This window comes from Mycoplasmopsis anatis (assembly GCF_900660655.1).
GTDB classification, from domain to species: Bacteria; Bacillota_I; Bacilli_A; order Mycoplasmatales; family Metamycoplasmataceae; genus Mycoplasmopsis; species Mycoplasmopsis anatis.
Map to the genome: position 1 here is coordinate 756734 of NZ_LR215035.1, position 17268 is coordinate 774001.

At 22.8% G+C, this 17268-nt stretch carries 15 protein-coding genes; all 15 read right to left on the bottom strand.

What is annotated here, in order from left to right:
• Positions 1-10: 10 nt before the first annotated feature.
• Positions 11-547, bottom strand: a complete 537-nt coding sequence (locus tag EXC66_RS03170) for a hypothetical protein (RefSeq protein ID WP_006886545.1) — start codon at positions 545-547, stop codon at positions 11-13.
• Positions 540-1733 (bottom strand): DNA (cytosine-5-)-methyltransferase N-terminal subunit, encoded by a 1194-nt coding sequence (dcm_N, locus tag EXC66_RS03175; protein ID WP_006886546.1) that lies wholly within the window; start codon positions 1731-1733, stop codon positions 540-542. Before dcm_N ends, EXC66_RS03170 begins: the two co-directional genes overlap by 8 nt.
• A 9-nt stretch (positions 1734-1742) precedes the next feature.
• Entirely contained in the window at positions 1743-2426 is a 684-nt protein-coding gene (locus EXC66_RS03180) for a hypothetical protein (RefSeq protein WP_006886547.1), read from the bottom strand.
• A 229-nt stretch (positions 2427-2655) separates the two neighbouring features.
• Positions 2656-2805 carry a hypothetical protein gene (locus EXC66_RS04340; protein ID WP_165166789.1) on the bottom strand — a complete coding sequence of 50 codons (150 nt, stop codon included), beginning with the start codon at positions 2803-2805 and terminating at the stop codon, positions 2656-2658.
• 23 nt (positions 2806-2828) lie between these two features.
• Complete coding sequence (locus tag EXC66_RS03185; protein WP_006886549.1) at positions 2829-3569, bottom strand: hypothetical protein; 741 nt, start codon at positions 3567-3569, stop codon at positions 2829-2831.
• A gap of 204 nt (positions 3570-3773) precedes the next feature.
• Positions 3774-6446, bottom strand: coding sequence for a helicase HerA domain-containing protein (locus EXC66_RS03190; protein WP_006886551.1), 2673 nt, complete (start codon positions 6444-6446; stop codon positions 3774-3776).
• Complete coding sequence (locus EXC66_RS03195; RefSeq protein WP_006886552.1) at positions 6409-8325, bottom strand: Mbov_0396 family ICE element transmembrane protein; 1917 nt, start codon at positions 8323-8325, stop codon at positions 6409-6411. Before EXC66_RS03195 ends, EXC66_RS03190 begins: the two co-directional genes overlap by 38 nt.
• A gap of 12 nt (positions 8326-8337) precedes the next feature.
• Complete coding sequence (locus EXC66_RS03200) at positions 8338-8691, bottom strand: hypothetical protein (protein WP_129622380.1); 354 nt, start codon at positions 8689-8691, stop codon at positions 8338-8340.
• A 33-nt stretch (positions 8692-8724) separates the two neighbouring features.
• A complete protein-coding gene (locus tag EXC66_RS03205; protein ID WP_006886554.1) occupies positions 8725-9840 on the bottom strand; it encodes a hypothetical protein in 1116 nt (371 codons plus the stop codon).
• Positions 9830-14158, bottom strand: coding sequence for a hypothetical protein (locus tag EXC66_RS03210; protein ID WP_112579232.1), 4329 nt, complete (start codon positions 14156-14158; stop codon positions 9830-9832). Before EXC66_RS03210 ends, EXC66_RS03205 begins: the two co-directional genes overlap by 11 nt.
• The gene (locus tag EXC66_RS03215) at positions 14151-14948 is read right to left on the bottom strand and encodes a single stranded DNA-binding domain-containing protein (protein WP_006886557.1); all 798 of its coding nucleotides are present in this window, start codon (positions 14946-14948) and stop codon (positions 14151-14153) included. The genes EXC66_RS03210 and EXC66_RS03215 overlap by 8 nt, the downstream gene beginning before the upstream one ends.
• A 3-nt stretch (positions 14949-14951) precedes the next feature.
• Entirely contained in the window at positions 14952-15869 is a 918-nt protein-coding gene (locus tag EXC66_RS03220; RefSeq protein ID WP_006886558.1) for a hypothetical protein, read from the bottom strand.
• A complete protein-coding gene (locus EXC66_RS04345; protein ID WP_006886559.1) occupies positions 15862-16281 on the bottom strand; it encodes a hypothetical protein in 420 nt (139 codons plus the stop codon). Before EXC66_RS04345 ends, EXC66_RS03220 begins: the two co-directional genes overlap by 8 nt.
• Positions 16274-16690, bottom strand: a complete 417-nt coding sequence (locus EXC66_RS03225) for a hypothetical protein (protein WP_006886560.1) — start codon at positions 16688-16690, stop codon at positions 16274-16276. The genes EXC66_RS04345 and EXC66_RS03225 overlap by 8 nt, the downstream gene beginning before the upstream one ends.
• Positions 16666-17241: a hypothetical protein gene (locus EXC66_RS03230; protein WP_006886561.1), complete on the bottom strand. Its 576-nt coding sequence runs from the start codon at positions 17239-17241 to the stop codon at positions 16666-16668. The genes EXC66_RS03225 and EXC66_RS03230 overlap by 25 nt, the downstream gene beginning before the upstream one ends.
• Between the last annotated feature and the right edge of the window lie 27 nt (positions 17242-17268).

The following is a 17268-nucleotide window of genomic DNA, read 5'->3' on the forward strand; positions in this document are numbered from 1 at the left end:
AATTTAATCACTATTTAGATAATAATTCACTTAATTCTGGTAAATTTGTAGGAATGCAACTCTTTGAATAATCACCAGAAAGAATTTTTTTGACTTTTTTATTGATAATATCCTTAACTTTATTAAAATCAAAATTAATGTCTTTAATTCATTCATTAGAATGGCGACAAACACTTACAGCTAAATCAATCAAAAAAATCGTTAATATTTCTTTAATATTTGAATGTATTAATTCCAAATTAAATTCAAATATTTTTTCTTTTAAGAAACCTAGAACATTTTTTGATGATGTTTTATCTTTTAAATCTTTTTCATCCAAAAATTTTGTTCAATATTTTATATCATCATCCCAGATAGGCATATTACTATCTGCTAGTTCTGAAATAAGATCTTTAATACATTCAGGTCTATAATATAATTGAAATGTTCAAGTTCATTTAGGTTTGTCTAAAACCTTATCATTGAAAAATTTTTCATTTTTTCAAGTTTTATTTAATATTTCTTCTTTATATTTTAATAAGTTTTCTATTAATTTTTCTTTAGTCATTTTTCTCCTTAATATAATTGATAATTCCTGAAAAAATTGATTCTAACACTTCAACAGAAATAGAATTTCCACAAAGAAACGTTAATCGTGTTTCAGAAATTAAATCTTGTTTTTTTACTTTTTCATAATCATTTTCACCGAAGCCCATGTACAAAAACGCTTCTTTACTATTTATGTATCTTAATTTATTTATTTCAGGGAAGTAAAATTTCAGTCTGTTGGAAGCAATCAAAGTTGGACCAACTTTTGCAGTATTCAAATAAATTCTATTTTCTGAATTAAAATTACTATAATTCATTAAATTAGCTTTTGTTAATCCGCTTCTGCTTGTGGTAATTTCACTTACCTTACATTTTTCTAAAATATAAGATAAATCAACACCACTATTTTCAACTTTTACTATTTCATATAATTTTTTATCATTTAGTTTAATTAAACTATCAAAATCAAAAGTATGATTATTTTCTCTTAAAACAGAAACTGCAAATACTCTTTCTCTGTTTTGTGCTGATCCAAAATCAGATGCATTTAATACTTTAAAAGATGTTTCATAACCTAATTCATCTAAAACTTCAATTCATTTTTTAAAATCATTTATAAACTTTTTAGAAACTAAGTTTTTAACATTTTCTAAAAGTAAAATTTTTGGTCTTTTAGTACTATTTTTAATTATTCGTTCTATTTCATAAAGAAGACCTGAACGAGTTCCTTTAGTAATACCACGTTTTAAACCTTGTGAAGATATATCTTGGCATGGAAAGCTATATGTTAATATATCAATTTCAGATTGAAGATTATCTACTTTAGTGATATCTGTATAGTTTTCTAACTCTTTATTTGTCTCATAAACCTTATTGAAATAGTCGTTATTAACAAAAGCATACAGGTAAGGAAAAATTTCACTTAATTTTCTATTACGTCTAAAATATGTTTCTGAGACTGCTGTTTTACTATTCGCACTAAAAGAGTAATTTTTTAATATTTCAATCATTTGCTCTTTAGTTAGTTCAGTTTCGGGTTTTAATTCACCATAATGAATTTTTAAATATGCAATTATTGCATTGATGTATCATTCACAAGCACCTACACTTATAACAGAAATATCATTTGATGTAGCTATGTTTTTTAGTGCTTTGAGTTGAGAACCCATACCTGCAAAAAATTCATACATTTTAATCTCTTTCATTTTCTCCTTTTAACATTCAAATTGTTTTTGAAACTCTAAAAAAGGTTTGTTTCTCAATTCAAGCGATTTTTTTAATGTTTTAATTATGAAATTAAATTGCTCTTTTGTATTTCTTTTGTTAAATAAAAATTTATTTTTTTCTGGAATGATTTGGAATGGTGGATTGTCCCCACTTGGAACTAAATGATGCAATTTTCTTATCGAAGTTCAAAACACATCCTTATTATTTACTTTTGAACAAAACAAGAAAAAATAATCAGATTTATTCTCATATGATAAATTTTGTTTAAGTGATTTTAAATATACAGATCAGTTATTTATTAAATTTTGTTTTATACTTTTAAGATCACCAGTTAGTGAATAATAAATACCCATTTTTGTACCGACATTAGTTTTTTCATAACCTAAACAGTATTTTATATTCACAGGAATGAAAATCTGCTTACCAAGAATAGCAAAGTCATATCAACAATTTTTATTAGTATTCGGAATTTCTATACTAAGTTTATTTTTTCTAAAAAATTTATCTTTATTAATAAAATCAGATAACTTACTAGTTAGAAATTGCTCGTATAAAACTGAATTTAATCTGTGATTCTCATTTGAATTTTCAGGTTTTTCAGTATTTGTCTTAACCGTGAATTCAACAATTTTGTTCATAACAATATGCTTAAAATCCTGTTTTTTGTTCATAAGCTCCTTAAATAAAATTAAAAAGGCAAAACTTATGATTGAAGTTTCAACAATTCTTCAACTGACATGTTCTTTTTCTCTTTTATTTTTCACATATTTACAAAACTTTGCATCATTTTTCTTTGAAGTTTTGTTTTAAATTCGTCCAATGTCGGTTGATCAATAAAAACTTTTTCTAAATACTCATCATCAATTTTGTAAATTTTGATGAATAATTCAATAGTAGTTTCTATTTTTTAGTTAAAACTTTAGTTATTTTAGTTCTGCGTTTTAATTTTTCTTGTTGTCTAAGTCATTGACTTAAATCCATAGCAATATCATATTGTTTTCTTGCAACTAAAGTATGATTTTGCCTGTTTAATAAATTGTCATATTTCATTTTTATTCTCCTAGATAATATTTTTATTCATTTCAAGTCTTTGGTTGTATCGAAGCTTGAAATTCATCAAGTTGATTGAAAATATCAATGTAATCTTGCTTATCTCAATCATCTTTACCTTTAAATCAATCACTATTTTTATATTTTTCTGTTTCAATTTGTTTTGTAATAAGTTTATTTAATGTTTTTATGAGTTCGTTTTGTCTATAATTAGGTTCATATTTTTCTCTTTTTTGAATTTCTTTTTCTCTATTTATTTGTTTTACTTGATATTTTTCAATATTAGAGTTAATATCTTTTTCTTCTATTTTTGCTCATTTGTTAAATCGACTAATTGATTTAAATTGTTGAAAGCTTGCAAAATATAATGTATTTATTTTTTGATATAACTCTTCAAGTTCAAATTCTAATTTGTCTAATTCAGATATGTTATTCGTGTTTCTCTCTGAATATAAGTTTTGAATTTTACTTCCTAAATGATTGATTTTCTTCAAATGTTCTACAAATTCAAAATATTCATTAGATATATAGTTATTTCTTCTATTTTTTGAATTTAAGAAATATTTAGTTTCTAAATCTTTTTCTGAAATTTTATGATTTGGATTTTGATGTTTGAAAATACAAAGTCTGCATAGTTTATATTTTTCTAACATTTCATATTTCTTTCTTTTTATTTTTGTAAAGAAATAAATTAATACCAAAATAAAAAGTGAAAGTATAAAAAGTATTATTACTGTACTCTTAGATATAGATGTTATGTCCATTTTTCAACCCCTATCTTAGGTTCTGAATTATAATTTTCAATAACTACATATTTAACAGGGTATTTTTGAATTATTCTAACTTCAGAACCCAATTTTTTTCGAAATTTTATCCATTTTGAAGTACGCATGAAAATCAAATAAATAGATAAAGCTAAGTTTAGTATACTTAAAATTATTAATATAATTCAAACCATTTTTCTCCTTTTATGTTAATTGAGTTTTAAATATGATTTTTTGTTCATAATCATTGTAATAAAGTGAAATTGGCACCTTTGTTTTATCATCAATCATAAATAAACATTGTCCAACTGAACTTTCTTGAATGAAATTCTTTTCAAAGTCTAACAATTTTGAAGATTCAGATAGAGTATTATTAAAAGAAGTTATATCTGAGCGATCGACCTTATAAATAAACTTATATTGAGTTTGTTCTAACAACTGAATTGTTTTGTTTTTCATTTCTTCAACAAGAACAAAATCTTTAAATGATTGTGTCCCCATGATCATAAGACCTCAGAACTTTCTTAATGTTTTTATAGTATCGAACAAGAAATTAATTAAATAGGTATTTCCCGTTCCACCTAAAAATTTATGAATTTCATCTATAACAATAACTATATTTCTTCATTCATTCTGTCTTTCATAACCAAAATTCCTAATGTTGTAAATTAAATTTTGTTGTATTTCATTATTAATTTCCTGAATCAACAAGAACATAGCTATTAAATTATCTTTTTGTGATTTTGTTAATAATCTCTGAAAATTGTAAATTTTTGAATTAATGGAATTATCCTCGAAAACTTTGTCTGTATTAAAAAATTTATAAGTTCCGTTTTTACGACTAAAGTTTGTTATTAAAAACAATAAGCTTTCATCTATTTCTTTTTGATAAAAGATTTCTCTATCATTAATTTCACTGATAATTTGTTTAGAATTTATTTTCTTAGTCAATTCAATAACATCATCGAAAGTTATCTGTTTGCAATCATTTAATTCTTTAGTATAAAAACCGTTTTTTTCATAAGTTTTTTGTATTAATAGGCCTAATAAATTTAATTGCCTTTCAGTTAAAGAAGTATCTATAATCAAAAAGATTTGCTTAAGGTAGTCAATTTTTCATTTAATCAATGAATTATTTGAAACTTTTTCAATCGTTTCATCAATATTACTTAATGAAAAAGTATCCTTGATTTCCAAAATGTTTTGTTGAAAATAATTAATATCAGTTAAATCAATCATATTTACATTTTCATGTTTAATTTTTCTAAACAATGAACCATAATCATTATTAGGATCAATAATATAAATTTTGTCGTTGTTCATTGCATGATAATTCAAAATTTTAGAAATAGAAGCAGTTTTTCCTGAGCCGGTTTTACCGATCATAAACATTGATGAACTAGGTCTCTGTTTATTTTTTAAAGTATCATTAAAAAATAGTGGATGCCCGACAAAATAATCATGTCCTAAAAGAAGGTGATTTTTGTCGTTGTATAAAACATCAGTGAAAGATCATAATTTAGCTAAATTTAGACCAGTCATTGTATGATTATTATCAACTTTTATTTTATTTTCGTTCATTCAAAATTCATTCAAAAGACGTATTTGTGTTGTTTGATAAAAATTCCCTACAATTTTGTTGTTTTCCAATTCTGTACGAATATTTTTATTTATTAAATTATGCTTATCTTCTGAATCACTATGAATTAAACCTTGAAAATTAACTTCAAAAATCGGTATTTCATTTGAAAATTCTTCTATAAAATTATCGATTGCTGCTAATTCAGTTTCAATCAGTGCATTTTTTGTAAAACTACTTATATCTATCTGATTTGCTTTTATAAATCTTCTAGCCTTATCAATTGTTTTTATCGCAGAACTTGATGGCAGTTTTGTAAAGGAAATAATAAAGTTCAAATTTGGATTTCTTAATAAATTTTCAAAACATCCATCATTTAAACTCACGGGGAAACGATCAATAAAAAACGAATTTAAGAAAGTTTCATTTAGTTTTACAAGATCCTTTTTAACAATAATTCCATTAATTTCTTGTGTTATTTTGTCTTCTTCAATTTTTAGGTTTAGTTTAAATAATTCTCTAAAAATATTTAAAATTTCTTCTTTTTCAACTATCCGTTTTGTTAGAGTTGGATAAATACTTTCAATAAGACTAGAAATTTCATTTATTTCTTCTTGATTAAAATTTGACGTTTGAGAAATTAAAAAATAATATTGTGAAATCATAGAATTTTCACTACCAAAAAAATGAATATCATTTGCAACTGAATTAAAATAATTATCTTTTTCGGGAGTTATATTTTCATTTTTTGAATAAGTTCTATCCAAACTGTCTAAATTTTCTTTTAAATCATTTTTAGTTGAAATTTTAACAATTTGAACTTTTCTTCCGTTGTTTGTTAATAAAGAGTAAAGATTGTTTATTTTTTTAATGAATAACTCATATTCATCTGTATTTAATTTAAAAGGGTCAAAACCATTTATCTTAAAAATCAGTGAATTTGCTTCATTAGTTTTAACAACTCCTAAATTTGAAATACTTTTTATTGGAGCTTCAAAACTAGATAATTCATTTTTATTGTATGTCTTTTTGATTGTTAAAAACTGTAAATTTTGAAATAAATAATAATATCTTCTGTGAGAATCATATATCTTTTTTTGCATCAATCATAAAAGAAAAATCATCAAAATTAAAGTTATAAAACCACAAATAACAACCCCTACTTTTACAATTAAGTAAAATATAGAAATTAATGCTATTGAAAAAACAACAAATACAAATAAAAATAAAATATCTATTAAAGACAGATTTGATTCATATTTAAGCTTTGTTTTTGATAATTTGTGAGGTTGAAGCATTTGTTTTCTCCTTACTGTTTATATTTTTTTGTAAATTTTCAGCAGGTTTTAGATTTGTTTGTGTTGATTTAGGATTTTTAGGTGGTCTTCCACGCCGCTTAGTTCCTGTTGTATTAGTTTTTTTAATTACAGGTTTTTTAACTTTTGATTTTGTAGTTGTTTTTCTTTTATTGTTATTAGCTTTTGTTTTTTGAGATTTAATAGCTTTATTAAGTTTTTTAAGTGATTGATCAATTGAAGCAATTTTTTCTTTAGTTGAATTATCAAGTTTCATTTCCTGTGCATTATCTTTTTTGTCTTCTGTTTGTTTTTTATTTGTTGTGTTAACATGTTTATTTTTATTGTTTTGATTATTATCAGTTTTTGCAGCAAATTCTTCAACAACTTTTTCTCCTATCTTAATTGATTGATTAGCAATTAATGCTTTTTGTTGTTCGGTAGCAACTGTTTGCTTTTGTTTTATTTGTTCAGTTTTTGAACTGTTATTTAATTCAGTTGCTTTAATAGGATTAATATTATTTTGAGATTGAGCATTTCTTGTAGGTGTGATCTGTTTTGTTGCTAATTCATTTATTTTTCCACCATTATATCTATTGATAGGTAATGATTGTGAATTTGAATTGCCAATTGCACTAATATTTCTTGTTGCACCAACACTTTGAGAATATATTGCTCTTTCTGAAGTTGCTCCAGCTAAAGTATTATTTTGTGAAAATACTCTTGTTGTTGTTCGTCTTGTAGGACTATTTTCAACCTTTTTGTTTTTACTTGATACATAGTTGTTTTTAACAGCTTTTGTAGCTTTTGCTGTTATAGCTTTCGTTTTAGTAGCAAAAGCTTTAACTGGATTTCTTCCAAAACTATCCAACAATGCATCTAATCCAAAAATTTTTGCTAAATTGTTAAAAATTGTTGGTAAAAATTCACTGAAAGAATAAAGTAAGAATATTACACCTAAAGCAGTACATATTCCTTGCAATTGTGATGGAATTTCAGAAGCAGAAACAACTGTTGTTATTGAATAATTTATCACATAGAAAAACACAGGTATCAATAGAATAACAATATAATCAACAAGAAGATTAATAAAATAACCTTTCGTATCTGAGTACCATTTCTTCAGAATGATTTCATCTTTTAACAATGTTGATGTGTTGATAATTGGAAAAACAACTATGTTTTTGATTAAGTTGAACAAGCATTTAGCTGTATTCGTGAACATTCCGGCAAAAACATAAATTACCATAATCAAAATACAGAAGTTCAAAATCAAGGTCAATATTCCATCACCTCAGTTCATAGTTCTATACATATCAAAATCAGGAGCAGGCGGTAATAAACTGTCTTTATTTTCTCTCATTAGATTCGTTCAAGTTTCATCATTAATTTTTGCACCGTAAGGTTTAATTAATGAAAACAATTGCTCTTCAAAATCAATATTTGCATTAATTGAACTTGATAAGAACTGTAAAAAAACAAGCATTAACAAAACAACAACGAATATCAAAATTGGAAAAAGCAACGTTAAAAGTACAAATTTTGGTAAGTTTTTTCAAAAGTTTCTTACCATAAATGTTGATTCATCATTATTATGCTTACTTGCTTTAGCATAAACAAAAATAACGATAAAAATTAACGAAACTAAACAAGGTATTAAAAATAAGAAATACAGCGCGGTTATTGGGGTACCTAGATCAGAAACTGTTAAAGTTGATTTTCCATAAAGAATCATTGGTAAAAATTTTAAGGAAATTAAATCAGTTATATATCGTAGTGATTTAACGACTAAAAATGGTATCCCAACAAATAAAGCTCATAAAGCAGAAAAAACAAAATGAGCTAATTTATCAACCAGTCATTGAAATAGAGATTTGAACATTTAATTGTTTTTTTAACCTAAGAAGCTATTCAAAATATCCGGAATGAAACTAATTAACGCTAAGCCACCAACAAGAATAACAGCTGCAAAAATAATTGCTAAGTTTCTTTTCTTGGTGGCCAAACGCATCTCTTCCTCTGTTGATTTTTCAGAAGTTGCTTTTTTGTGATTTTGGACGACATTAAAGGTTGCAATTGCTAACGCAGCAACAAGAAATATCGCGATACCAATTCTAATTCCCGGAATTGAGTCAAGAACAGATTGCTTAAATCCATTTGCAACAGTTCCTATAATATTATTCGAGCTTTCAGCTAATTTAGTAATTTTTTCTAAAACCATTCTTTCCCTTTCTGTTTTTATGTTCAATACAATTATATTAAATATGGAAATAATTCCATATTAAAATAATAAATTTTTTTGTGCTTTAATAAAACTTAAGATATCACTATCTATATTTAAGTAATTTTCTTTTGTTCATTTATTAAGATTTACATAAATATTATTTTTAAATTGCTGTGAAAAATTGTAATTTTCATAATTAATAGTTTGATCTGCAAAAGTTGGATCAATAACATAAATTTCATTATTTTCTTCAAATAATAAGTTAATATGTGGATAAAAATCGTTATTATCTGTTCTAAAAAATCCAAATGAAAATACATTATCAGGTATTTTGTTCAAAAGATATAGATAGATAAATGTAGCTTCAACATAGCCAACGCAATTCATTGAAGGATTATTATTTTTTAAGCTAATGAAAGTATTTATTTCTGGACTGAAAAACATATCAATAGATCTATATTTAACTTTAATTGAAAGATAAAATATTAAGAAATAAAGTTGTTGGATATAGCTTCAATCCTTATCTACAAATTTCAATATTATTTCTAGAATCAGATCTCGATACTCAGGTCTATTTATATTCAATTTGTCTAATTTATCATCTAAATTATCAAATCAATTTTTTCAGGAATTATTTATTTGGAAATCATTTAATTTTCAATCAGTGCTCAGGTTTAAATCAGCAATATTAAATTTATTCAAAACATCAACAATAAATATATTTTCACAATAAGACCTTAAGTTTTTTAAGAAAACTAATAATCTGTCTTGTAATACAACAAAATTGTTTACCAGTACTAAATCATTTAAATCTAAATCTAGTTTTTGTGATTGAAATAATAAAAAAGTTCTTACATTGATATCATTAAATTTCGAATAATAATTATTAAAAATTTTTTTAGCGTTGAAATTAGATAATTTAATTTTTTCAATAATCAGTTTTAATTCTTCAAAATTGTTTTTTAGTTTAGTTTCTTTAATTAAATCATCAATTTCTAAAGTAAATTTATTATCTAAAAAAAATAATTCTTTTTCTTTTTGTTCTTGTTGTTGAATAATAACAGGTTTAATCTCTCTATGTTGAACTGAATTATTATCAACACAAGAAATCGTAGAAAAAGATGTAAGTGAAATTAATGGTAAAGCAAAAATATTTAATAATTTATTTTTCATTACTTTTGTACTTCTTAATTAAATTATTTAAATATTCAATTTTCGTTTTACCTATACCATCAATTTCTAAATTATTGTTTTTTAGTTTTTCTTCTAGCTCATTATATGTTTTTATATTAGAATTAATTAATTTATAAAACAATTTATTAAACTTTGTAAAGTGTTCGAGTTTTATTAAGATTTCATTACTATTTTGTTGAATATTATTTTTTTCTACACTTTCGGTTATTTCATTTTCTGAAGTTTTATTTTTTTCAGCTTCTTTTTTAGGTTTTGTTTTTTTATTATTTTTAGAATTATTTTTATTTTTAATATTTTTAATTTTGCTTAATAAATTATTTTTTCCTTTTAATTTATTTTGAGTTCTATAGAAAAATAATATTAAAATAAAAATAATTAATGTAATTACTGAAAAATAAATAATTCATCAATAATTTTTTTCTTCATTGTTTTCTTTCTGAATATTAATTAAATTTTCTTTTAAATTTTTTTCGTTATTGATTAATATTTCAATTTCTTCAATTAAATTTTCTTTTTTTAAATTAGAAAAATTTGAAATTTCATTTTTAAAATTTAGTAAATTAAAATTTTCAACATCTCCATTTAGAATTAAATTAATTTTTTTACTTTTATTTTGGAAAATTAAATCTAAGGAAATAAATTTTTCTTCAATAAATTTTTTTAAAAAATTAATCTCGTTATTATCCACTTCTGAAATTTCTAAATTAATTAAAAATAATAAATTATTAATAGAATTTATAATTTTATTTTTTGAATTTTCAGTAAATTTATCAAATTTATCTAATAAATCTAATTTTTCTGAAATTCGATTTATTAAATTTTTATTTTCTTTAATAATTAAATTTTTTTCAGTATTTTTAAGAATATTTTTTATTTCAGATAATTTTGAATTTTCCGGAATTAAATTTTTATTTTTTATTGGAATTAATAAATTTTTTCTATAAATAAAAATTAAATTATTTAAATTACTCAATTGAAAATCTTTGAAAATTTCGAAATGTAAAACATTATTTTTATCAGTTAAAAATTTGTATAATTCATCAAAAATTTCATTAATATTATTTGCGTTAATATAAATATTATCGAATGCAAAAATTTCATTAATATTAAAATTTTCATTATTTGTAAAATTTTTAGTAATTGATATTTTTAAGTTATTTTCAAATTCATCATAAAACTTTTCTGAAGGTTCTAATACTAATTCAAAATTTTTATTTTGAGAATAATATACTGTTCTAATGAAGGAATTAATATCTGATAAATTTAATTTATTTACAAAATCTATATTTTTAGAAATCGATTCAAGAATAACTTTTTCTAACTGTTCTAGTGAATAATTTTCTGTTAAATTAATTGAAAAATTATAATTACTTAAATCAGTTTTATTTACTTCTACAGTATTAATAATTTTGATATTTCTATAATTTTTAAGCCAGTTGTTTTTACTAATTATTTTTAGATCAAATTCGGCATTATTATTTTTTAAGCTTCTAATTTTTTGCAATAATAATTCGTCATTTAAGTCAAACTCTCAATCGACAGAATACTTAACTTTATTAACTAGTGTGTTAGTATTACTAAAAAATTCATTATTAATTTTATTTATTAAATAATTTTTTATTAGTCCTATTTCATTTATTTCAGCAATGTTAATTTTTTGTAAATTAAAGTTATAAAACAAATCATTCTCATTGAATTTTGTTAATTTAATAGGGTGTAATAAACTTTGGACCTTAATATTTTTATCATTATAAACATTCAATAGCATAGTTATTGTCTTCTGAAATTCATTTTTATGAAAAGTTATTGAATATGTATATTTTTTAAATTCTTCAGTAGTATTTGTAAATCAATTTTGATTAAGATTATTTTTTATTTTTTGTTCGTCAAAATTAAAAAATGTATATTGCTCTGTTAATTTATCAATATAAGCAGAATCTAAAGCTAGAAGAGAATCAACAGGAATGCCTAATTGTTGCTTTAATTTATCAATTAAAGCATCTGTATCAGTTCTTTCTAAATTAGAATTAAAGTTTGGATTTTTAAACTTAATAATTGCTTTTAAATAATTTTTTGTTAATGTTGAACCAATGTATTCATTTTTTAATGAAAATATAAAATTAAAGGAATGATATGTATATTTATCATTAGCACCAAAATTTTTAATGTTTTGAATAGAAACAGTATTAAGATCTAAATATTTTTTAGAAGATTTTTCACTGAAGAGATTATTATATAAGCGTTCTTTTATTGGTTTATAGTTAAAAGAATCATTATTTAACTGATTAAAATCAGTTTGAGCAGCAATTACTTTATTTCTTATCAATTCTTTTTTAATTTCATCTTCTTCAATACTAAATTCTTGAGTTAATTTATCTATTTCTTCTTTAGTTTTATTTTTATAAGTTTCTAGATCAGATAATAAAAAGTCATTAACATAGCTTTTAAAATAAACATTATTAAATGTATCAGATTTTAACTCAGGAGGATTAATTATTAAATTACTATTATTAAAATTAATAGTAGGGTCAAAAATACCATAACTTTTATTGTTTGATGAAACAAATTGATTAAATAAATTTAATGTGTTAAAATAATCTAATTCACGAACTTTATTTGGCGTTAATGAGTACTCTTGTTGAACTCAGTTAAGAAATTTTGTTGAAAGACTTGTATTGTAAAACTCATTAACATAACTTTTATTAAGAAATTGTGCTACGTTAGAGATATTTTTGTTATTTTGGTCAATTGTGAGCAATGTTAAATTAGTTTGATTATTTTGTTTAGCAGTCGCAACTAAATATGTACCTGATTGACTAAAATAAAATTGGTCGAATTTTCTATTAATGTTTAGTCCTTTATTTCTAAGTACTTGAACATATTTATTATCATCGAAAGGTATAAAATTTAATTCATTGCTATTTGTATTAACTTTATAAATAAAGACTAAATCAACGTCATTAGGAATGATAAATTCAACTCCTGAATTAGTTAAAATAGAAGCAGCTAAGAAACCGTTTAATTCTGAATCATTTATATTACTGCTAATTAAATCAGGGGACATGTTTATATTTTTGATCCCTAATGGAACATTATTTTTAATGTAATATTCAATTTGTTTGTTTGAAGAATTAAATTCATTTTCAAGCAGTTCAAATTCCGGCAATGTTGCAAATTTACTATAAAAGTTTGCTTTTGGTAAATTGATTCAGACAAGTTCAGTTTTCGTACCTAGTTTAGGGTTAATCAAAGGATCAAAATTAGGATTTGCAATTTTATTTCCTTTTTCATCTAAAATAGGTTCTCTTTTAAGATTAGTAAGGTATGGAGTAATTAAATTAAATTGATTATATTGATTTTCAGGGTTTCAATTTAAAATACGATAATTAGAATCTGATATCGAAGAAGAAATTATTCAAATTTGTTCAAGTTGAAGAACTTCTTGACCTGTAAATTTATTGTATTTAACTAATTTGACTTTTATAGGTTCATCAAAACGAAATATTTCATTATTTTTATTTTTATTCAATGTTCTTAAATCGAAATTAAAATGTTTATTTTTAACTTCGATACCAATATCATTGATAAAAATTTTCTCATTTTCATAAGGACTGTAAAAGTCAAGTGAAAAGATAGAATCAAAATAATATGTTTTTACTGAATTTTCTTCAGAAATTAGTTTTTGATAAACTGGATTAATATAATTTAAGTTGTAATTATCTAATTTATAAAAACTTTTTAGAAGTCTTGATTCCATTTCGTTTTTTAATAATTGTTTCTCTTCTTCATTAAGATTTTCAGAAGAAAAATTAGGACTTAATGATTGTTGAAGAAGTTGCTTAGTACTTTTTAAGGTATATTTAAATTGAGTGATTTGAAAATTAACATTACCAGTAATTTCAAATACTAGATTAGTTTCATAATTTTTAACTTGAATAGAAAAGTTTTTATTTTCAGGAGTATTTTTGTAAGTTAAAATGAAATATAAACCGTTCTCATTCAATTCTTTGTTTATTGCATTAGAAGAGTTTAAAACACTATTTAATTTATAAATGAATTGGTTATATAGAAACTCAGTGTCAATAAGCTCATTTTCATTGTAAACAATATATTTATTATTATAAATTAAAACATCATTCTCAATTTTTAAATCAGAAAAATTAGCTAAAAGATATTGAATAATACTGTTTTTTAGATGGTTTTTTTGCTGTGTTGATAAAGTTGATACAGAAATAGTAGCTATCGGTAATAGTGAAAAAGCAGGGGTTATTATAAGCAAAAATCTTTTTTTATTCATCTTTCTCCTTTGTTTTTTTATTTTGATTTTTTAAGTTGTAAACAGCAAGATGTCCATCAATTAAATGAATGTTATTTTTAAATTTTTGATCAAGTTTTTCTTCAAACTCACTTTCAGTTTGATGATAAGTATGTTTGTTTAAATAATTAACAATTTCAAGTGTTTGTTCTAAGTCAATGTTTTTGTTATTTGTAAAATATGAATAAAGCATTATCAAATTAATGATTCTTGGAAACTTAATTATTTCTGAACATTTGTTTAATTTGTTCTTAACTTCGTTATCATCAAGTATAGTATTTCCATTAATCAAAAAATAATAATAGTTTTCAACAGATAAGTTAGATGCTAATTCATATTCATTAAGATCATTTTTTTCTTCTTTTCTTGGTAAATTATTAAGAATAATGGGTTTATCACCATTATCATAAAGTGGTTCATCATATGTTAAATCTTCAAAGTTTTCATTTTCATACGCTTCTTCATAAGACAAGTTTTGTTTGATTACAGGTTCATAATTTTTAACTCTTGGAGGAATTTTTATTAAGTTAGCTAAAATATGATAATGATTATTGTTTTTAAATTTATAAGTTATTAGACCACCTTCAAGCATTATTCACATTCCTTTTTTCAAATGTACAATTAAGTTTTCGAATTTTTGAGGGATTTTTATTTTTATAAACTGTTCTGGCTTATCATCGGTAACCAAAATAGTTGAAAAATAATTAGATCGTCCTGTGGATGATCTAATAGGTTCTATTGCTAAATAGCCTGAAAGCGTGATCTTATTCATAATTTACTCCTCTATGTTCGCTTTTGTAATAATAAGATATTTATATTTTTCTGGAATTTTAATATTTGAGTCAGCAAATTTTTCAATACCATTGTTTAGTTTTTTATTTAATTCTTCAAAATCAGAAATTTTAACTAATGAAAGAAATTTTTCATAAATTAATGCACTATTTTTTAGAACTATAAATTCCTCATTATCAAATGTAAAGTTTTCAATAGTATTATTTTCGTTGTCTTTTGTATAGTAATGTACAAAAAATTTAGAATTATATAAATTCAGGAAGTTATCTATAAAAGTACTAATCATTTCTTCACTTCTGTTAGAACTTAAATTTATTAATGAAATAACTGTTTCTAAAATTGAAATTTCATAATTTGTTTTTATTATTTTTATGAGTAAGTCAGATGTTCAATTATTAATATAAAAATTAATATTTCGATAACTTTGAGAGTTAAAATTGTCTAAATATTCTCTAAGAAGCATGTTTTGATCAGAAGATATTTCAAATTCTTTATCTATGTTTTCATCTGTTAAATCATCTGGAACATAATCTTCTTCAGAGTCATTTTTTTCTCACTTTTTCTCAGGTTGTTTTCCATCAATTTCATCTTCGTTTGAATTATTAAATTCATCAATCTCAGCTAAAATTTCATTAGTTATTTTTTCTTTTTCGGATAAAGATCAAATTAATCGCTGTTGCAGATCCGGAAGATAAAAATGATATTTTTCAGGATTTTCAATTATTTCTCTTATTTCTATTTGCTTAGTTTTATCTTTTTTTAAGATATTGCCCGGTGGTTTTTGTGGAACTTTGATGATAGTTTCATCATTAGCGCGTTGTATTGAAATTAATGTTGCTGTACTAAAAATACTAATTACTAAAAATCACTTGAGAATGTTGAATGAAAAATTTCTATTCAAAATCGTTTATTGCATTTACCATTGCGATCGGCAAATTAATTCCTAGCGCATCAGCTAAATTGGTTAAATAAATGATTTTGTTCTTTACTTTTCCTGGTGTTAAGTCAGTTTTTTTAACAAGTCAGTGCCGTATTAACATAAAGGTAATCACAAAAACAATAATCTTAAAGATTAAATAAATTTCAGTAAAAACAAAAATTATCCAAAACATTAAGTTGATTCAAAAATTATGATATGTTATTAAAGCAAATGATAAAAGACTTAAACTTGAAATCAATGAAAGCACTAAGTTGTTAAAATAAAAATTTCCAAGTTGAAAAAAAGATGTTTTGCGAACAAAAGATAACAAAATTGATATAACAAAAGAAATCAATGAAATTATTAAGAAAATTATTGCTAAATAATTAATCATTTTTAATTTCAACCTCTTCTAATAAATCAGGCAATTCATTAACAATATCATCATAAATAGTTGTTAAACCTATCACCAAAATCATTTTTTCATATAAAGTTAAATCTTTAGATGAATTAAGTGAGCTATAAAATTCTTCAATGACTTTATCTGTTGCGATGTTTGTGTTTGGATTTACACTTTCAAATAAATCATAAATTCAGTTATAAACATTTTCTTCAGTTGTTAAAAGTTTTTGTAATTCGATTCAATCAATAACAAGCTCCTTAAGTTTTTCAAAAATTTCATTATCAGAAATTTTAATTTGAAAAATCGTCAAAAGCGATTTGTTATTTTTACTTTTAAAAATTTTAGCTTTGTTTGAAAAGTCTAATATTTTATTTTTTATTTCTTTTTCGTTTTGAATCATTTACTCTCCTTAAAGTTTTTGTTTTTGGGTTTTAAAAGTTTTTCTAGTTTTCAAATAAATCAAATTAATTTGCGATAATGCATAAAATTATTAAACAAATCAATTTCTTCATTTTCAGGAATGTATGCTGATTCTAGAAAATTAATCGTCATACTAGCAAAAGATGTTAAATCAGCCCTTGAATAATCATAAAATCCTAAATATTTATGTTCAATTAAAAATTTTGAGATTGTTTGATCTTCCATGTGCTTTTCTGAAATTTTTGAGTAAATCTCATTTTGTTTTATCTTTGTTTCTTTTAATATTTTTAAGCATTGTTGTTTGAAAATTATGAAAATTAATTTTGGAAACGAAAATAATAATAAAAATAATGAAACTAAAACTGATAAAACTAATGTCGTAATTGCAACTCCAAAATTTATATTTATTAAATTATCAAGTTGTAAAATTAAAATAATTGAGCTGGCTGAAATTAAAATGATAGACAATAAAATGTTTTGAATTTTAATGTGTTTTTTCAACACAAGCGAATTAGTTAAAAGTTCAATCATTTTCTCCTTTTTATTTTTTTGGTTAAA